Origin of the sequence: Rhodococcus sp. LB1 (assembly GCF_001583455.1) — a bacterium.
GTDB classification, from domain to species: Bacteria; Actinomycetota; Actinomycetes; order Mycobacteriales; family Mycobacteriaceae; genus Rhodococcus_F; species Rhodococcus_F opacus.
The window spans coordinates 1-17298 of sequence record NZ_LTCZ01000171.1 but is presented as its reverse complement, the minus strand read 5'-3'; the positions used below and the strand labels follow the sequence as shown (position 1 = coordinate 17298).

General features: G+C 63.4%; 14 protein-coding genes. 11 read left to right on the top strand and 3 right to left on the bottom strand.

Annotation, left to right across the window (positions count from 1 at the left end):
- The first annotated feature begins 55 nt into the window (after positions 1–55).
- From AZG88_RS23145 to AZG88_RS23095, 11 genes are all read left to right on the top strand, one after another.
- Positions 56–1195, top strand: a complete 1140-nt coding sequence (locus AZG88_RS23145; protein WP_442971740.1) for a citrate synthase 2 — start codon at positions 56–58, stop codon at positions 1193–1195.
- Between the two features lie 849 nt (positions 1196–2044).
- Positions 2045–3229, top strand: coding sequence for a cytochrome P450 (locus AZG88_RS23140; RefSeq protein ID WP_082833440.1), 1185 nt, complete (start codon positions 2045–2047; stop codon positions 3227–3229).
- A 19-nt stretch (positions 3230–3248) separates the two neighbouring features.
- Positions 3249–3449, top strand: a complete 201-nt coding sequence (locus tag AZG88_RS23135) for a ferredoxin (RefSeq protein ID WP_061699317.1) — start codon at positions 3249–3251, stop codon at positions 3447–3449.
- A complete protein-coding gene (locus AZG88_RS23130; protein WP_082833439.1) occupies positions 3413–3928 on the top strand; it encodes an SRPBCC family protein in 516 nt (171 codons plus the stop codon). Before AZG88_RS23135 ends, AZG88_RS23130 begins: the two co-directional genes overlap by 37 nt.
- 7 nt (positions 3929–3935) lie before the next feature.
- Complete coding sequence (locus tag AZG88_RS23125; protein WP_061699313.1) at positions 3936–4901, top strand: PDR/VanB family oxidoreductase; 966 nt, start codon at positions 3936–3938, stop codon at positions 4899–4901.
- Positions 4902–4927: 26 nt separating this feature from the next.
- A complete protein-coding gene (locus AZG88_RS23120; protein ID WP_061699311.1) occupies positions 4928–6370 on the top strand; it encodes an aldehyde dehydrogenase in 1443 nt (480 codons plus the stop codon).
- Positions 6371–6408: 38 nt separating this feature from the next.
- Positions 6409–8127 (top strand): flavin-containing monooxygenase, encoded by a 1719-nt coding sequence (locus AZG88_RS23115; protein WP_061699309.1) that lies wholly within the window; start codon positions 6409–6411, stop codon positions 8125–8127.
- A 1-nt stretch (position 8128) separates the two neighbouring features.
- On the top strand, positions 8129–9577 hold the full coding sequence (locus AZG88_RS23110) for an aldehyde dehydrogenase family protein (RefSeq protein ID WP_061699307.1): 1449 nt from the start codon (positions 8129–8131) through the stop codon (positions 9575–9577).
- Entirely contained in the window at positions 9574–10692 is a 1119-nt protein-coding gene (locus tag AZG88_RS23105; protein WP_063886871.1) for a zinc-binding dehydrogenase, read from the top strand. Before AZG88_RS23110 ends, AZG88_RS23105 begins: the two co-directional genes overlap by 4 nt.
- Before the next feature lie 11 nt (positions 10693–10703).
- Positions 10704–11516 (top strand): N-acyl homoserine lactonase family protein, encoded by an 813-nt coding sequence (locus AZG88_RS23100; RefSeq protein WP_061699303.1) that lies wholly within the window; start codon positions 10704–10706, stop codon positions 11514–11516.
- A 38-nt stretch (positions 11517–11554) separates the two neighbouring features.
- The gene (locus tag AZG88_RS23095; RefSeq protein WP_156517591.1) at positions 11555–11962 is read left to right on the top strand and encodes a hypothetical protein; all 408 of its coding nucleotides are present in this window, start codon (positions 11555–11557) and stop codon (positions 11960–11962) included.
- Between the two features lie 200 nt (positions 11963–12162).
- Here the strand turns inward: AZG88_RS23095 and AZG88_RS23090 are convergent, their stop codons facing one another.
- The 3 genes from AZG88_RS23090 to AZG88_RS23080 all read right to left on the bottom strand — a co-directional run.
- Entirely contained in the window at positions 12163–15474 is a 3312-nt protein-coding gene (locus AZG88_RS23090) for a protein kinase domain-containing protein (RefSeq protein WP_061699346.1), read from the bottom strand.
- Between the two features lie 861 nt (positions 15475–16335).
- Positions 16336–16599 (bottom strand): hypothetical protein, encoded by a 264-nt coding sequence (locus AZG88_RS23085; protein ID WP_061699299.1) that lies wholly within the window; start codon positions 16597–16599, stop codon positions 16336–16338.
- Between the two features lie 102 nt (positions 16600–16701).
- The coding region (locus AZG88_RS23080; RefSeq protein WP_156517590.1) for an aldehyde dehydrogenase family protein at positions 16702–17298 on the bottom strand (597 nt) is incomplete at its 5' end.

The window sequence follows — 17298 nt, the reverse complement described above, 5'->3', positions numbered from 1 at the left end:
TGCACCGACGGCGGGCATCCTGATGCGGTAACCGCACTGTACGAGGGAGTTTGAAGTGGATGTCATGGCACGTGAACGTACCGAGGGTCTTGATGGCGTGATCGCATTCGCCTCTGAGATCGCCGAGCCCGACAAGTCCGGTGGCGCACTACGCTATCGCGGTGTCGACGTTCGGGAACTGGTCGCCGAGGGTGTGCGCTTCGACGACGTGTGGTCGCTGTTGGTGGACGGGCGTTTCGGCGACCGCATCGACCTGACACAGGCCCCAACGCTGCCGTACACGGCCGGTGATGTACGCATCGACATCCAGTCGGGTGTCGCCGCACTGGCATCCCGGTGGGGCTTCGAGCCGCTGCTCGACATCGACGACGCGACGGCCCGTGGTCAGCTCGCGAAGGTGTCCGCATCGACGCTGTCGTTCGCCGCGCAGTCCGCCCGGGGCCCGGAGAAGACGCCCGTGCCGGCACCGGTGGTGCAGTCCTTCGGCACCCTGTCGGAACAGTTTCTGGCGCAGTGGAAGGACGAGGTGAATCCCGACCATGCCGAGGCGATCGACACCTACTGGGTGACGGCGGCGGAGCACGGGATGAACGCGTCCACCTTCACCGCCCGTGTCATTGCCTCGACCGGGGCCGACGTGGCCGCGGCGGTGTCCGGCGCGGTCGGCGCCATGTCCGGACCCCTCCATGGAGGGGCCCCGGCGCGCGTGCTTCCCATGCTCGACGCGGTCGAGAAGGCAGGACGGGCAGACCGGTTCGTGAAAAATCTCCTCGACCGAGGCGAGCGGCTCATGGGGTTCGGGCATCGGGTATATCGAGCCGAAGACCCCCGCGCGGCCGTTCTCCGGGCGACCGCACAACGGCTCGGCGCCCCCCGATACGACGTCGCCGTCGCGCTCGAGGAGGCAGCGCTCGCAGAACTGAGGGCTCGCCGCCCCGATCGGGTACTCCACACGAACGTCGAGTTCTGGGCCGCCGTGGTACTGGACCACGCGGCCGTGCCGCCGCAGATGATGCCGGCGTTGTTCACGTGTGGTCGCACGGCAGGGTGGTGTGCCCACATCCTCGAGCAGAAGCGTCTAGGACGGCTCGTCCGGCCGTCTGCTGTCTACGTTGGCGCGGATTCACGCTCGGTGCGCCAGGTGGAGAACTGGGCGACGACCGTGAACCGCAGCGCCTCCGGGCAGCACGGCTGATCACGCGCGGGTAACCGGCGGCTCGATCTCGTGGATCGTTTCGGACCGAACGAACGGTACGTTTGGCGGTGCGCGAGTCGAATGCAGTCGTCGCAACCGAGTGCCGTCAAGCCCAGGACACAGGCCTGACCTGCATAGGGATCCGGAAACAGATAAACATAGGTACCCGCACGGGGTCGTTTAGCCGCTGTGCGCCGGTGCGTCGACGGGGATGCTCGAAGGTGTCCATCACTCCGCAACCCGACCGAGGGCCCATGACCCGAGATCACCGAAAGTCCTGCCGGCTGTTCCGTGTCCTCCGACCATTCGCCGTCCCGCTAGTCGCCGTCCCGGTCCCGCATAGAGGCGTCATGTGTGCCTCGCGGACACCGGCGGTGGAGCTATTGGACCAGGCAATCTCTCGGGCCGCGCTCGGGCTGCTCAGGACCGGGTCACTTGGTCAGCAGGGCGCCGGTTGGATCGGCACGCACCGCATGCGGAGCCGGGCGGCGAGGCGCTGCATTTGCCACTGAAGCGGCACCGATCTCGTTTGCTTGGATGCCCGATCTGCTTGGTGCGCTTGATAATTCGGAATGTCGATAGCCGCTGTGCCCGCGCATGGGAAGGTCGGCGGAGCCCAGCGTACATCCAAGCAAAGACAGCCAAAGACCTATTGCATTAACAATAGTACTTGGATAGGGTTTCAGTGGCTCACATCACAGCCAGCCTCGCGAAGAGGCCATCAGCGTCAGCTCCGCCGGAACCCCGAAAAATCGGAGCACTTCGCCGCACGGTGCGGCATTCAACAGGAGGTAACTGTCGGTGACAGAGCAAAGTGAACAGACTCGGCAATGTCCCTTCGACCGGGACATGTTCAACGATTTCGACTTCGAATCGCCGGAGTTCAACGAGCAATTCGACGACGTGATCAATGCCTTCGCGCAGAGCTGCCCGGTGGCGCACAGCAACGCCGGCCACGGATACAAGGTGCTGAACACCTACCAGCTCGTCAAGAAGGCCGCGCAGGACTGGCGCACCTTCAGCTCCGCCAAGGGCTACATGGTGAACCGGCCCGAAGGATCGTCGCTGATCCTTCCGGAAGAATGCGACCCGCCCTACCACGACTCCTGGCGAAAGGTGCTCAACCCCTTCCTGTCGCCGACCACGGTCGCCGGATTCGAAGACGCGATCACGGACATCGCCGACGAACTGATCGACGGATTCATCGAACGCGGCGAATGCGACTTCGTCGCCGACTTCTCCGCGCACCTGCCCGGCCGCGTCTTCTTCAAGTGCATCATGGGCGTGCCGGAGCAGGACCTGCCCGCCTTGTTCGAGGGAATCGACAGCGGCACGTTCGGACCCGTCGAGGAGCGAGCGAAGCACTTCAAGTTCGTCGGCGACTATCTCGCAGACTATCTCTCGGCACGGCGCTCGGAACCGCCACGTGACGACGTCGTCGACACGATCAATGCGGGTGTCGACACACCCGACGGAACGCCTGCTTCCGAAGCCGACAAGGTCGCCGTCATCTTGGACCTCGTATTCGGTGGCCTGGCCACCACCACCCACGCCATGACCGCTGCAATGGGCTATCTCGCCGAGAACCCGGACCTGCGTGCGCGACTCGTCGCCGACCACGGCCTCATCCCGAAAGCTGTCGAGGAGTTCGTGCGGCTCTTCAGCCCCGTCATCGCACCAGCAAGGTACGTGACGAAGGATGCGACCATCGCCGACGTCGAGTTCAAAGAGGGGGAGTGGGTCGCCCTTAACTTCGCTGCTGCGTCACGTGACCCGGAGCTGGTCCCGAACCCGTCCGTTCTGGACATCGACCGCGAGGAGGCCGCCCACGCCGCTTTCGGCTACGGCCCGCATCGGTGCATCGGATCGCACCTCGCACGCATCGAACTGCGCGTCACTCTCGAGCGCATCCTGCAGCGGATGCCGAATTTCATCATCAAGGCCGGCACTACGGCGGTCACCGAAACCAGCCAGTTGCGGTCCACTACGTCGCTCCAGCTCACGTTCGAGCCGGGCGTCAAGGCCACATCGTAATCGTCACGGAAGTACTCCAATGAAACTGAGAGTAGAAAACCACCTCTGCACGGGACACGGACGCTGCTACACCCATGCACCGGACGTGTTCGAACCAGATGACGACGGATTCTGCGACCGTCGAGACGAGGACCGCGTGATCGCCCCGACGCTCGAACGCGACGCCAAGGACGGCGCGCACTCATGCCCAGAAGGCGCGATCACCATCCTCGACGACTGAAGTCAGCCGGCCAGATAGGAACACCGACAATGCCCGCGAAACAGGAAATCATCTCGGAAGTGGTTCGGACGAATCATGGGGCCACGAAGGTCTGGGAGGTGGCCAAGAGCCCGGCGTCCCTCCACCTGTGGCACCCAGGCATCACGTCTTCGAAGCTCGAAAACTATGTGCGCGAGGTAGTGATGGAAGGAGGTGCGGTGATTTTCGAGCGAATCACCGCCACCGACGACAGCAACCGCAGCTACAGCTACGCGTACGTGGACGGACCGCTCGCGATGTCGAACTTCACCTCGACATTCACCGTCAACCCGTGCGGTCCCGACGCGTCGGAGGTGTCCTGGTCGGCACAGTTCGACAAGGACGATTCGAGCGCCGAGACAGCGGCATTGGTCGAGCACATGTATCGGGCGGGCCTGACGGGCCTGCAAGAGTACCTGGACACCGTTCTCGGAACGGTGCATTCCGGGGAAGTGCGATAGGCCGCCCATGACTGAGAGGTCGCAACACCGAACAACTGTCGTCGTCACCCGCCGCGAATCGGTCGCGGAGTCGGTCCTGCTCATCGAACTGGCCCGGCCCGAAGGAGGGACCCTACCCGCCTGGGCGCCGGGTGCCCATATCGAGCTGGATCTGGCCGGCCAGTGGAAGCGCCAGTATTCGCTGTGTGGCGACCCCGCCGACCTGTCCCGATGGCAGATCGCGGTGCTCGAGGAACCGGACAGCCGTGGCGGTTCGCGCCACATCCACAGACAATTGGCGTGTGGTGACGAGATCGTTGTCAGGGATCCTGTCAACCGGTTCGAATTCGTCGAGGCACCTCGGTACCTGTTTATCGGCGGTGGGATCGGTATCACTCCACTGATTCCGATGATCGCGACAGCGGAACAGGCCGGTGCCGACTGGAGTCTCGTCTACGGAGGACGATCGTTGGATTCGATGAGTTTCGTCGACTCTCTTCGGGAGACATATCGCGACAACGTCCGCATCGTTCCTCAGGACCGTGACGGGTTCCTCGACATCGAGCAGCTGCTCTCCCGTCGGCGCACCGGCGAGCACGTGTACTGCTGTGGACCCGACGGGCTGCTCAATGCCGTCGAAGCCGCATACAACAAGCGCGGATTCCCAGAAGACGAGCTACACATGGAGCGATTCCGCGGCACCTCGAACTCCCTGGACGACGATGATCAGCCCTTCCTCGTCACCATCGCCTCAACGGGGGAACAAATCAAGATCGGGCCGCAGTGCTCGATCCTGGGGGCCTTGTCGAAGTCGGGATACGAGGTGGAGTCCTCCTGCGAAGAGGGCACCTGCGGAAGCTGCGAGGTCGGCGTGCTCGACGGTGTCCCCGATCACCGGGACTCGGTCCTGTCAAAGAACGAACGAGAAGCCGGCGACACGATCATCGTGTGCGTATCACGCTCCGCCGGAAACACTCTCACCCTAGATCTGTAAAAACGACGTACTCGGAGGATCGGAAGATGGACGACATCAGGAGCTTCGACAAGCTGTTCATCGGCGGCCAGTGGGTGGCCCCCGCGGGCAACGGGTTCATCGAGGTAATCTCGCCGGTGACCGAGCAGGCCATCGCGCGAGTCCCCGACGGCACCGCCGCCGATGCGGAGCGCGCGATCCGCGCCGCCCGCCGTGCGTTCGACCACGGCGAATGGCCTCGCCTGGCCCCCGCGGAGCGGGCGTCCTACCTGCGGCGAATCGGCGACGAAGTAAAGAAGCGGCGGGCCGAGCTCGAGGAGACGTTCGTCGCCGAGGTCGGTGCGCCGCTCGCGACGGCAACAGCATTCCACGGCCGTGCAATGGACATGTGGGACGACAATGCGAGCCTTCCCGAACGCGCGATATTGGAGGACCCGCGGCAATGGCCGGGCGGACACGGCCTGCTGGTGAAGGAACCGGTCGGCGTCGTGGCGGTCGTCATCCCGTGGAACGCACCGATCTGTTCGGCTTCGAGCAAGATGGGCCAGGCGCTCGCGGCGGGATGCCCGGTGATCCTCAAACCCGCCCCGGAGAGTCCGGTCAGCACGATGGTCCTCGCCGAGGCGATCGAGGCGGCCGGCTTGCCCGAGGGGGTCGTCAGCATCATCCCGGGTGGTCGCGAACTCGGCGAGTACATCGTGTCCCACAAGCTGGTCGACGCCGTGACATTCACCGGCAGCACCGCAGCAGGAAAACGTGTGATGAGTCTGTGCAGTCAGAACATCACCCGGGTCGCGCTCGAGCTCGGGGGCAAGTCCGCCGGGATCATCGCCGACGATGTCCCCTTGGATCGGGTGTTGCCCGACTTGGCGTTCGCGGGCATCGGTCACTCGGGACAGGTGTGTGCCGCGTTGACGCGCGTGCTGGTCCCGCGCAAACGGCACGACGAGGTAACGGAGGCCCTCGCCGAGACGTTCCGCAGCGTCGTCGTCGGGAACCCTCGCGATGCGGGTACCCACCTCGGGCCGCTGATCGCAGAACGGCAGCGCGATCGGGTCGAGGACTACATCGGTGTGGGCCAGAACGAGGGCGCGAAGCTGGTGACCGGTGGCGGTCGTCCGCAGCACCTGTCGACCGGATGGTTCGTCGAGCCCACGTTGTTCGCTCAGGTGGACAACTCTATGCGAATCGCGCGCGAAGAGATCTTCGGTCCGGTGGTCGGGGTGATCCCGTTCGACTCGGTTGAGGAAGCGATCGACCTCGCGAACGATTCAGACTTCGGCTTGTCGGGCGCCGTCTACGCCAGTGAGAACGACCTGGCGGAGAGCATCGCGCGCCGCATCCGCACGGGTCAGGTCTCGGTGAACTCATGGGACATGTGCACCTCCGAACCGTTCGGTGGATTCAAGCAGTCGGGCATCGGCCGGGAGGGCAGCGTCGAAGGAATGGACACGTTCCTCGAGAAGAAGCTTATTCAGTTCAAGAATTGACCTGCCGTTTCGAATCGGCAGTAGTGAAAGGCACTCAAATGAGCTCTACCGACTATGACGCGATCGTTGTAGGTGCCGGGTGGGCCGGAATGTACTCCGCGTACAAGCTCCGCAATGCCGGTCTGACCGTTCTCGGGATCGAGAAGGGGTCCGACGTGGGCGGCACCTGGTACTGGAACCGCTACCCCGGCGCACGATGCGATATCCCGAGCGTGAACTACTCGTTCTCGTTCTCGGAGGAGATCTGGGGCAACTGGAACTGGTCCGAGCGCTACGCGGCGCAGCCCGAGATCGAGCGGTACGCACACTTCGTCGCCGACCGACTCGATATCCGTAGTGCATTCACGTTCGACGCAGAGGTGACCGGCGCCGTCTACGACGAGAGCAACCGTTGCTGGCGCGTCCCCACCTCGTCCTCCGATGGTCAACATGTGTACACGTCGAAGTATCTGATCCTGGCGACGGGCCCATACTCGAAGCCGGTCCACCCGGCCATCGAGGGGCTGTCGTCCTTCACCGGTGAGATGTATCTTTCGTCCCAATGGCCGCGCGAGGCGGTCGACTACACCGACAAGCGGATCGGCGTCATCGGTACCGGATCCAGCGGTATGCAGGTCGTGACGCAGATCGGCACACACGAATCCTTCGACGAGCTGTTCGCGTTCCAGCGAACCCCGAACTATGCTCTGCCGGCCGGGAACCGGCCGCTCTCCGAGGACGACATGCGCGAGGTCAAGCGCGGGTATCCAGAGTTCTGGGACAAGGTGCGCACATCGGGGTCGGGAACGCTCTGTGAGGTTCCCGTAGGCCCGATCAAGGACCTCACCGACGAGGAACTCTTCGAGCTGATGGATCAGCTGTGGAAAATCGGCGGTCCAGCGATCCTCAACGGCATCAGCGATCTCGTGCTCGACGAAGAGTCCAACCGGCGCGTCGCGGCATACCTGCATGCCGACATCCGCCGACGGGTGAAAGATCCGGACCTAGCAGAAAAACTTTGTGCAAAAACACATTTCATCGGATCACGAAGGCACCTCAACGAGGACCACTACTTCGAGCTGTTCAACTACGACAACGTCTACCTCGTCGATATCGCCGAGGACCCCATCGTCCGGGTCGTCGAGACCGGCGTCGAACTCGAATCCGGTCGGTTGATCGAGCTCGATATGATCGTTCTTGCAACCGGATTCGACTCGGGTACTGGGGCGCTACTCGCGATCGACCCGGTTGGCCGGGACGGTGTGGCGTTGTCCGAGAAGTGGCAGGACGGTCACAACAGCTATCTGGGAGTGGCGACCCAGGGCTTTCCGAACATGTTCATGACCGCGGCGCCCGGCAGCCCGTCGATTCGCGCGAATGTGCTGGTCTCGATCGAGCAACAGGTTGACTGGCTCTCCGAGTTCGTCGCGTCGATCGAGTCGGCCGCCGGCGACGAGGTGGAGGTCGCGGCGCCCGCCGAGGAACTCTGGACCAAACACGTCGCGGACACGGTGAACAGCACGCTCATCGCTCGGGACGACACCCAGTATGTCGGCGCGAACGTCCCAGGGAAGCCTCGTGTCTACCTCGCGTATATCGGAGGGGTCAACGTGTATCGGATCATCTGTGAGTCAGTCGCCGAGGATCGATATCCCGGGTTCCGGGTCTTGAGCGGAGACAGTCGAGTTCTGTCCTCGTCCGACAACTGGCCGGGCCCTCCGAACGACCCGAACCTGCAGACCCGCTTCGGAATGTCGCTGAGTAGCACGGTTATCTGACATGACCCAGCACGCATATTTGATGCTGATCGACGGCAAACTGGTCCCCGCGCTCTCCGGTGAGGCCGCCCAGTCACGGGACCCGTACACCGGAGCCGTGGTCGGAGCATATCCCGACGGTGCCGCCGAGGACGTCGACCTGGCGGTCAAGGCGGCAGTGAGCGCGTTCGAGTCCTCCGGGTGGGCGACGGACGTCGCGCTGCGCGTTCGTTGTCTGCGCTCGTTGGCCGACCTGATCGAGGCGCGCGTTACGGAGTTCGCGCTGCTGGAGTCGTCCGACAACGGGAAGCCGATCCGCGAGGTGTCGGGGTCGATCGCCAAGAGCCCCCAGTGGTATCGGTACGCGGCATCGGTGGCGGAAACCTTCCCGTTCACGAGCCCGCTTGGTGCAGACCCCTCGGTGGTGAGTCTGACGGTGCGTGAGCCCTACGGTGTGGTCGGCGTGCAGGTTCCGTGGAATTCACCGTCGGTCCTACTCGCCCAGATCGCCAGCATGTGCCTGGCCGCGGGCAACACCGTGGTGATCAAGCCCTCCGAGATGGCCCCGTGTTCGCTGTTGGCGTTGGCCGAATTGTTCGCCGATGCCGGATTCCCGAACGGTGTGGTGAACGTTGTTTCGGGCGACGGGGCGTCGGTGGGGGCGGCGCTGTGCGATCACCCCGACGTGGCGCGGCTTGCGTTCACCGGTGGCCCACAAGCTGGTCGCATCGTTGCCGGCAAGGGTGCCGAGCGTCTGGTGCCCTCGACACTCGAACTCGGCGGGAAGAGCGCGAACCTGGTTTTCCCCGACGCCGATCTGGAGCGCGCGGTGGAAGCGATCGCCGCGGGCATTCTCAGTTCCAGTGGCCAAAGCTGCGTCGCGGGGTCACGGGCGGTCGTCCACATCGACGTCTTCGACGAAGTGAGGGAACGAGTCGAGGCTGCGGTGGGCGGCGCCCGCGTGGGCGACCCACGGGACCCGACAACCGATGTCGGTCCGTTGATCAGTGCGGCCCAATGCGAGTATGTCGCCGGTCTCGTCGAGTCGGCACGGGTGGCCGGCGGACGGGTGGTCGAGGCGGCCGGCGTGCGCGAACTCGGCGGCAACTTCTATCCTCCAACCGTCGTGTCCGGTGTACCTGCGGATGCCGACATCGCGCAGAAGGAGGTGTTCGGCCCGGTACTGGTGTGCCTGCCGGCGACGTCCGAGGCGGAGGCGGTGCGGATCGCCAACGACACGCGGTACGGGCTCGCGGCCGGTGTGTGGACGCGGGATCTCAGTCGCGCGTTCCGGGTCAGCCAACGGCTGCACGCCGGTAGCGTCTGGGTGAACCAGTACCGGCGAACAGATCCGGCCTTCCCTTTTGGCGGTTACGGCGAAAGCGGCTACGGCAGGGTCAGCGGAATCGACGGATTCATGGAAATGACACGGGTGAAAAGCATTCAGATGAAGATATCGGACGAGTCATGACAAAAACCATGCAGTGCAAAGCCGCCGTTCTTGTCGAGTACGGTAGTCCTCTCGAGATCCAGACGGTCTCGATTCCGGCCACACTCGAAACCAATGCGCTGTTGGTGCGCAACCGGATGGCAACGGTGTGCGGCACCGACGTGCACCTGTGCGCGGGTCATGCGATGGCATCCACCAGTGTCGGAAAATCTCTTCCCATCGTTGCCGGCCACGAAGCGGTGGGCGAGATCGTGGATATGAACAACACCGAGTACGACTCGGTCGGGAACCGCCTTGAGGTCGGCGACCGGGTCATCTGGACTCACGGATTCTGCGGAAGCTGCCGTCAGTGCACGGTCGAGAACTCTCCGACGCTGTGTGAACGTCGGCGCGGATACATGGCGGCAGGTCCGGAGATCTATCCCCATCTGAATGGAACATTCGCAGAGTACGGGTACGTGTTTCCGACGTCGGGGCGCGTTCGGGTTCCGTCGAACATTTCCGATGCAGTGGCGTCCGCTGCATCGTGTGCCCTGAGGACTATGGTCCACGCCTTCGATCGGCTCGGGCGGATCCAAGAGCGGCAATCGGTGGTGATCCAGGGAGCGGGGCCTCTCGGATTGTTCGCTGTTGCGCTGGCGAAGGAATCGGGTGCCTCATCGATCACGGTAGTCGGTGGACCTTCCGCCAGGCTTTCGCTGGCGACGGAATGGGGGGCCGACAATGTCATCGACATTTCGGAGGTGCCCTCGGCCGAGGACCGTGCGGAGGTGACGCGACAGCTGACCGGAGGTCGGGGCGCGGATGTCGTCATCGAGGCGTCGGGCGCGACCACGGCGTTCACAGAAGGACTGGGCATTCTGGCCCGCGGCGGACGGTACGTCTTGGTCGGTCAGCTGCACGCAAATAGCATTCCAGTGAATCCGAGTCAGATCGTTGTCAAGCACGCTACCGTGGTCGGCTCGGTGTCGGGCGCGGTCAATCACTACGCACGGGGACTCGAGTTCCTGAGTCGGCACGCCGACAGCTACGACTGGGATCGAATGATCAGCAGTGTACGGCCGCTCGAGAAGATCAACGATGCAATCGCCGCCATGACCACCGAGGGCGAGATCAAGCCCGCGGTGTCCTTCTGAGGTTAAGTGCAATGTCAGCAGTCCGAGAAGCAGGCCCGCAGGTCTACGCCATCGCATGGGCGGAGGACGAACGAACGGATTCCGATCAGTTCTATCGGTTCAAGACGTACAGCGAGCCGGACAGTGTTCGACCTCTCGTCTTCTTCGCCTGGCTGATCAGTCACGCCGGCAGGCTGACACTGTTCGACACCGGAGCATCGAGGGCTGTTGCCGGTCAACGTGGGATCAACTACATGGGTTCGGTCGCCGACGGTGTCAGGGAACTCGGCATCGACCCCGCTGTGGTCGATACGGTGGTCATCTCGCACCTGCATTACGACCACTCGGGAGGGATACCCGACTTCCCCGGTGCCCGGATCTCTATCCACCCCAAGGAGGTCGAGTTCTGGACCGGTCCGAATTTGGCTCGGGCGCAGTTTAATTCCATCGTCGAACTGGACGATATCGTCTTCCTGATCCGCGCGATCCGAGACGGCCGCGTCGACTTCGTCACCGAGGGATCTGCGATCACCCCGGACATCACTGTGCGGCACCTCCCGGGGCACTCGGTGGGGCAGATCGGACTTCAAGTCGGCGGCGTCGACGGTCTACTCCTGGCCGCGGACGCTGCGCACTACTACGACGAGGTGTTCAGCAACCGCCCGTTCACGGTCTTCTCGGACCTGCCGGTGATGTACGACAGCTATGACCGGATCCGCACCTTGATCGGCGGAGCCCGCGATCGCCTCGTCCCGGGTCATGACTCCCAGGTATTCGACGTGTTCGGCACCGGCGATGCACTGTGGCGGCCGGGCCGAACGCCACGAGTATTCCGGGTGCGGTAGAAGGAATGCGTGAGAAGAACTCCTCGGCGGTTGCGTCCATGAATCCACAGACGGCGATCGACGCACTCGTCGATCTCATCCAGTCCCGGGAGAGCCTGGAAGATCAGGTGTGGCATGGCGAGGCCTGCAGTGTGCTGACGGAATACTTCGGTGAGTCCTCGGTCCACGTGCGCAATCTCGCCGAGACCACCTCGTGGAGATGGCAGGAGTTGTCGACAGGGCACAAGCATCGCCGCGGTCTCGAACACATGCGAACCGAGGCCGCGGATCGGGCCACGGGTGTACTCCGCGAGGCCGTCTATGCGATCGAATTTTCGATCGGGTCATGCGGCCCACTCGATGATGTTTCGATGGACCTCTCCCTACTGGAAAACATCGGAGTTGCCGTCCGCATGCGTGATTGGGTGCGAATACCCGCCGAAAGGCGGGAGACGGGGGCTCAGTGAATTGCCTTCATCAATGACCATTCTGAGGACGTGTGCGCGGCGGCACGTCTGAGCGTTGCGTCTTGTTGCGAAGCGAACAGCGTCGCTCGAGCGCTGACACGGGCTCCGGAAGCGGACTAAATTAACAGCCCACCAGGTCCTCTCGTATGCAACATTGGCCGGAACCCTGCCCGTCATCGTGCGCACGCACGACCCGTTCGCTAGGCGTGCTTCGTCCGCTCCACCACCCAGGCGGCAATCTGCGATCGAGAGTTGAAACCCAGCTTCTCAAGGATATGCTCGACATGACCCTGAGCTGTTCGTGGAGATATCACGAGCTCGGCAGCGATCTTCTTGTTCGTAAACCCTTGGGCCACCATATCCGCGACCTCCCGTTCACGTCTGGTCAGGGGATGCACTGTGCCGTCGGACGATCGAGACGTCGCCGCGGGTTGCTCGCCGAGGGCATAGGCGATTGCCTTCTCGGCAGTCAACGCCCGACCTTGCTCGCGGACGGTTTCAAAGGCTTGCTGACCGAGTGCGCCGACCGCTGATCGTTCACACTGCTCGTGGTCGGCGACCAAGTTATGGAAAAGGACCGAGGAACTTCCCACTCCTGATCCCAGAACCTCAGCCGCACCCAACAGCACCCCGGCGTGCTCCGCACGGCCATCGGCGCACGTGACCCACGCCACCGCCTCCAGACACATCGCCAACAGTAGGGGCTCGTCCACAGGTCGGGCAAGCCGCAGACATTGTTCCAGCAGCAGGGCCGCGCGGGGAAAGTCACCTTGCCGAAAGACCGCAACACCCATGGCCCACAGCGAGTACGACCGAAACACCGATTCGCCTCGAGGCTCTGTAATCGCAAGGACCTTCTCGTGGTAGCTAATCGCCTGTGCGAGATCCCCTCTCAATTCGTACGCCAAACCGAGCATCATCAGGATCCACGCTTCCAGGGAAAGATCGCCCCGTGTGTGGAATTCGTCGTATGCTGCTTCGAGCTTCGTGCTTGCGCGCGGGAGATCGCCGCTGTATAGCGCCAGAAGTCCTTCGGCATGGGCGATGCGCGCGTTGACCACCGGATCGTTCATCTGCTTGGCCAATGCCTGTCCTTCCTCGACCAGGGAGGCTGCGGAGTCCAGGTCGCTTTGCAGTTCGGCCAGCACGCTGGCGGCGTATAGGGCCTTGACTCGTTCCTCTGTCGGTCGAGTGGAGCCGTGCGCTAAGGCGCGACCGAGCCAGTAGCGTCCCTCGCTGAGAAGGTTGCGAGAAAGCCAGAACGTGAACAGGGTGCCGGCAATTCGTAGCGCTGTGACGCTCTGTTCTTCGGCCTTCTCGAACAGGCTGAACTCGAGTGCCTCACGCAGATTGGGTTGTTCCCACTCGAGTCGGGAGATCCACTCGAGTTGTCGCGAGCTGACCCAGTCAGCCTCCGCCTCGAGCGCTAACTGCTGATACCAATCCCGGTGCCTGCGAGCTTGTTCCAGATGCTCGCCGATGTTCTCCGCTTTTTCGCGGCCGTAGTCGCGGAGAGTCTCGAGCATTCGAAACCGCACCACCGAGGCACGTTGTTCTCGGATCAGGATCGACTTGTCGACAAGTGAGGTCAATGAGTCCAGGAGATCCTGAGGTGCCAGGCCGTGGCCGCCTACTTCCTCGGCCGCGTCCAGCTCAAAGCTGCCGGCGAACACAGAAAGCCGTCTCCACACCGATTGTTCCTGTTCGGTGCACAACTCGTAACTCCAGTCGATGCACAACCGCAGTGTCTGCTGCCGTGTCGGGGCCCTCCGACTTCCCGTTGTCAACAGTGCGTATCGGTCGGTGAGGCGTTGCAGGATTTGCTCGGCGGACATGGCGCGTAGTCGAGCCGCGGCCAACTCGATCGCAAGGGGAAGGCCGTCAAGCTGGCGACATATTCCGGCTACCGCAGCTCGATTTGTGTCGGTCAGGATAAATTCGGGGACGGCCTCAATGGCTCGTTCGGTGAATAACGTCACTGCATCGAATCGCGGCATCCCTTCAAGAGTTGGGTCGTCGCCGGGAGCGGGGGCGTCGAGTGGTGGCACGCGCACAACGGTCTCGCCGCCGATGCCGAGCGGTTCACGGCTGGTGGCCAGGATCCGTACTCTCGGGCAGGACCGGAGCAACGTCTCTGCGAGCTCGGCTACTGCCTCCACCACCTGCTCGCAGTTATCCAACATGAGCAGAAGATCGCGCGATGCAAGGAACTCAACAACTACAGCCTGTAGTGATCGCGCGGGCTGATCCTTCAACCCGAGAGCAGTGGCCACCACATCGATGACCAGCGATTGATCTCGGACCTCACCCAGCTCGACGAGCCATACGCCGTCGGGGAATGTGCGCTGGGCGTTCGTCGCTGCCCGTAGCGCCAGACGCGTCTTACCGACGCCTCCGATACCCGTGAGTGTCACCAGACGCCAGCTCGACAACCGCTTCTTCACCTCGGTCAGCTCACGTCGGCGACCGATAAAGCTGGTCAACTCCAACGGAAGGTTCCCGGCGGATCCTCGCCTCGGTGTTGCCACCACCGGCGGGTACCGCCGCGCGGACGTGTCCCCGGCACCTTCCGGACCGGGACGGTCCCGGTGAGGCTCCGGAGCGCCGGGCACGTTAGCCAGTGCCATTTCATCGACCGGGAAGCCGTTCCGGAGCTGGACCTGTCTCAACTCCTCACCCAACTCGGCTGCGGTAAGGGGTCTCTCCTGAGGGTCGCCGGACATGGCTCGTTCGATCGTGACACATAGGTCCTCGGGAAACCCCTTTTCGCGCAGATTCGGTATCGGCTGTGCGGTGATGCGAAGGAACTGCGCGATCACTTGTTCATCTTGTCGGCGTTCGAAAGCGGCATGACCGGTGACAGCAGCGAATACTGTCGCGCCGAGCCCGTAGATATCGGAAGCGGCGCTCGGTGGATCACCCCGCAACACTTCCGGCGCGATAAATGCCGGTGAACCAGTGATGGTGCCGGTGGCAGTCTCGAAACCTCCGGAGATGTGGGCGATGCCGAAGTCGGTCAATGCAGGCTCACCGTAGTCAGTGAACAGGATATTTGCGGGTTTGACGTCGCGATGGAGGATGTTGAGCCGGTGCGCGCTTTCGACAGCGCCCGCAATCTTGACCCCGAGCCGCAGGGCTTCGTCTAATGCGAGCGGGCCGTCGCGGCGGATCCGCGTATCTAGTGAATCCTGAGATAGGTACGGCATCACGATGAAGGGCCGATCGGAGTCGGTGGCGCCGACCTGAAGGACGTTGACGATGTTCGGATGACCAGTCAACCGCCCCATCGCGCGCTGTTCACGAAAGAAGCGCTCTCGATTTTCCTCATCGAGGTCGGCGGTGAGCACCTTCACTGCTACGGTGCGGTCCAGAGCAGATTGGGTGCATCGGTACACGACTCCGAAACCCCCATGGCCGATCTCGTCAGCGTTCTCGAAACCGGCCGAACTGAGTTCCGGTGTGAGAGAGGCAGTTACATGACGCTGCGTATCCAGTGGCTCACGATCGACCATAATACTGTCCCACTCATTCCGACCTTGGCGGAGGTTCCGGCTCACCCTCCACGGCATGGCATGGCAATTGGAGATGCACCACCTTTACCTCCAAGGGCATCTCTTCAGCATATCGCTGCACATGTCGCGATACAGAGGCACTCGAAATCACCGCACCGAACGAGGCGACGACCGCGGTATAGACGATCTCCGACAACATTGGCGTGGGGTTCGATTTGGGTGGCGTCTCGGTGTTTCGGGCCAGGCTTGGTCGAAGTCGGCCTGCGGTGGGGATTCGGGATTTGGTAGCTGAGCGCGCCCACGATTGCGTCGAGTTCCGGTGATCTCGTAGAGGTCGCCGATCCCGCAGGAGGGGCCCGCCCGTGACGCAGGTCTGCGGCCGTGCATTGCATGGTCCGGCAGGTGCAGGATGGAGCCGCGCACCGGTCGGTGGCGAAGGTGGCGGTTACAACGCCGAACTGCACCAGCGTGTCGTCGAGGGCCTTCCTCGCCGCGGTTTCGGCCTCGTATCCGAGGTAGCAGGTGCCCGTCGCCGTCGAGACCGAAGCACCCGTCGGTGATGTCGAAGAACCACGCCCCGTTGCTGCCGGGGAAGCCGACCGGCCTGTTTCTCTCGGTGGCTGCGGGGCGACGAGCGCGGGCTGGGAGCGGCCGATTTACCGGGACGGCCAAAGTCCCCTTCTCGAATGTTCACTGACTACAAACGGAGCTCCCGTGTCGGCGCGAGGGCACCCAAGTCTGGGCGCGGTGGCTCACCGCACTCCTCGTCGACGCCGTCAAGCTTCCCGACAGGATAGGCGGTCGTTTCCATCCGAGGATCGGTCACGACCTAGCGTGTACCGACACTGTGGCTAGTCGAGGTTACGTTGCCGAATGCAGGCTGGGGACGCGCGAATACGACGGTGGCTTGTCGGAATGTGTCGGCGCGAGTTTGAGGGTGCAGAGTTCGTCGAGCCGCCGCCGGACGGTGTCGTTGAGGGTGGGGTGGTGGGTGAGGAGGCGTTGCAACCTGCGGTAGAACACGGCCGGGAAGATCCCGAATTCGGGGAGGATGTGTTCGTCTCCGCCTCCGAAGGGTGCCCACTTGACTGCGAAGTCGAGCATGGCGAGCTCTTCCTTGGTCACGACGTCTCCGTTCTTCTGTCCGGGTGCGCGGGTGCGCGGGTGCGCGGGTGCGCGGGTGCGCGGGTGCGGCCGTGCGGGTGTCGCGCGGCCGCACTCACCGGGTCATCGCACGTCGAGGTAGATGCTTTTGAGCTGCTGGTAGCTCGCGAGGCCTTCGGGTCCGAGTTCGCGGCCGAGGCCGCTGCTCTTGATTCCGCCGAAGGGTGCGGTGGGGTCGTTGGAGTAGCCGTTGATGCCGACGGTTCCGCTGGCGACGCCCCGTGCGAACTGGGCGCCGCGGTCGGGGTCGGCGGTCCAGATGGAGCCGCCGAGTCCGTAGTCGGAGTGGTTGGCGATCGCGATGGCCTCGGCTTCGTCGGTGTAGGGGATGACGGACAGGACGGGTCCGAAGATTTCTTCCTGGGCGATGGTGTGTCCGGTGTCGACGTCGGCGAAGACGGTGGGTTCGACGAACCAGCCGTGTGTCGTGTTGTCGGGTCTGCGGCCGCCGGTGGTGACGCGGCCGCCGTCGGATTTGCCCTTTTCGATGTAGCTTTCGACGCGGTGACGTTGCCGGGCGGAGACGAGTGGTCCCATCTGGGTGGCGTCGGACAGCGGGTCGCCGACGGTCAGTCCTTTGGCGAGGTCGGTGATGGTGTCGACGATCTCGGCGTAGCGGGATCGGGGTGCGAGGACGCGGGTGCCGAGCCAGCAGATCTG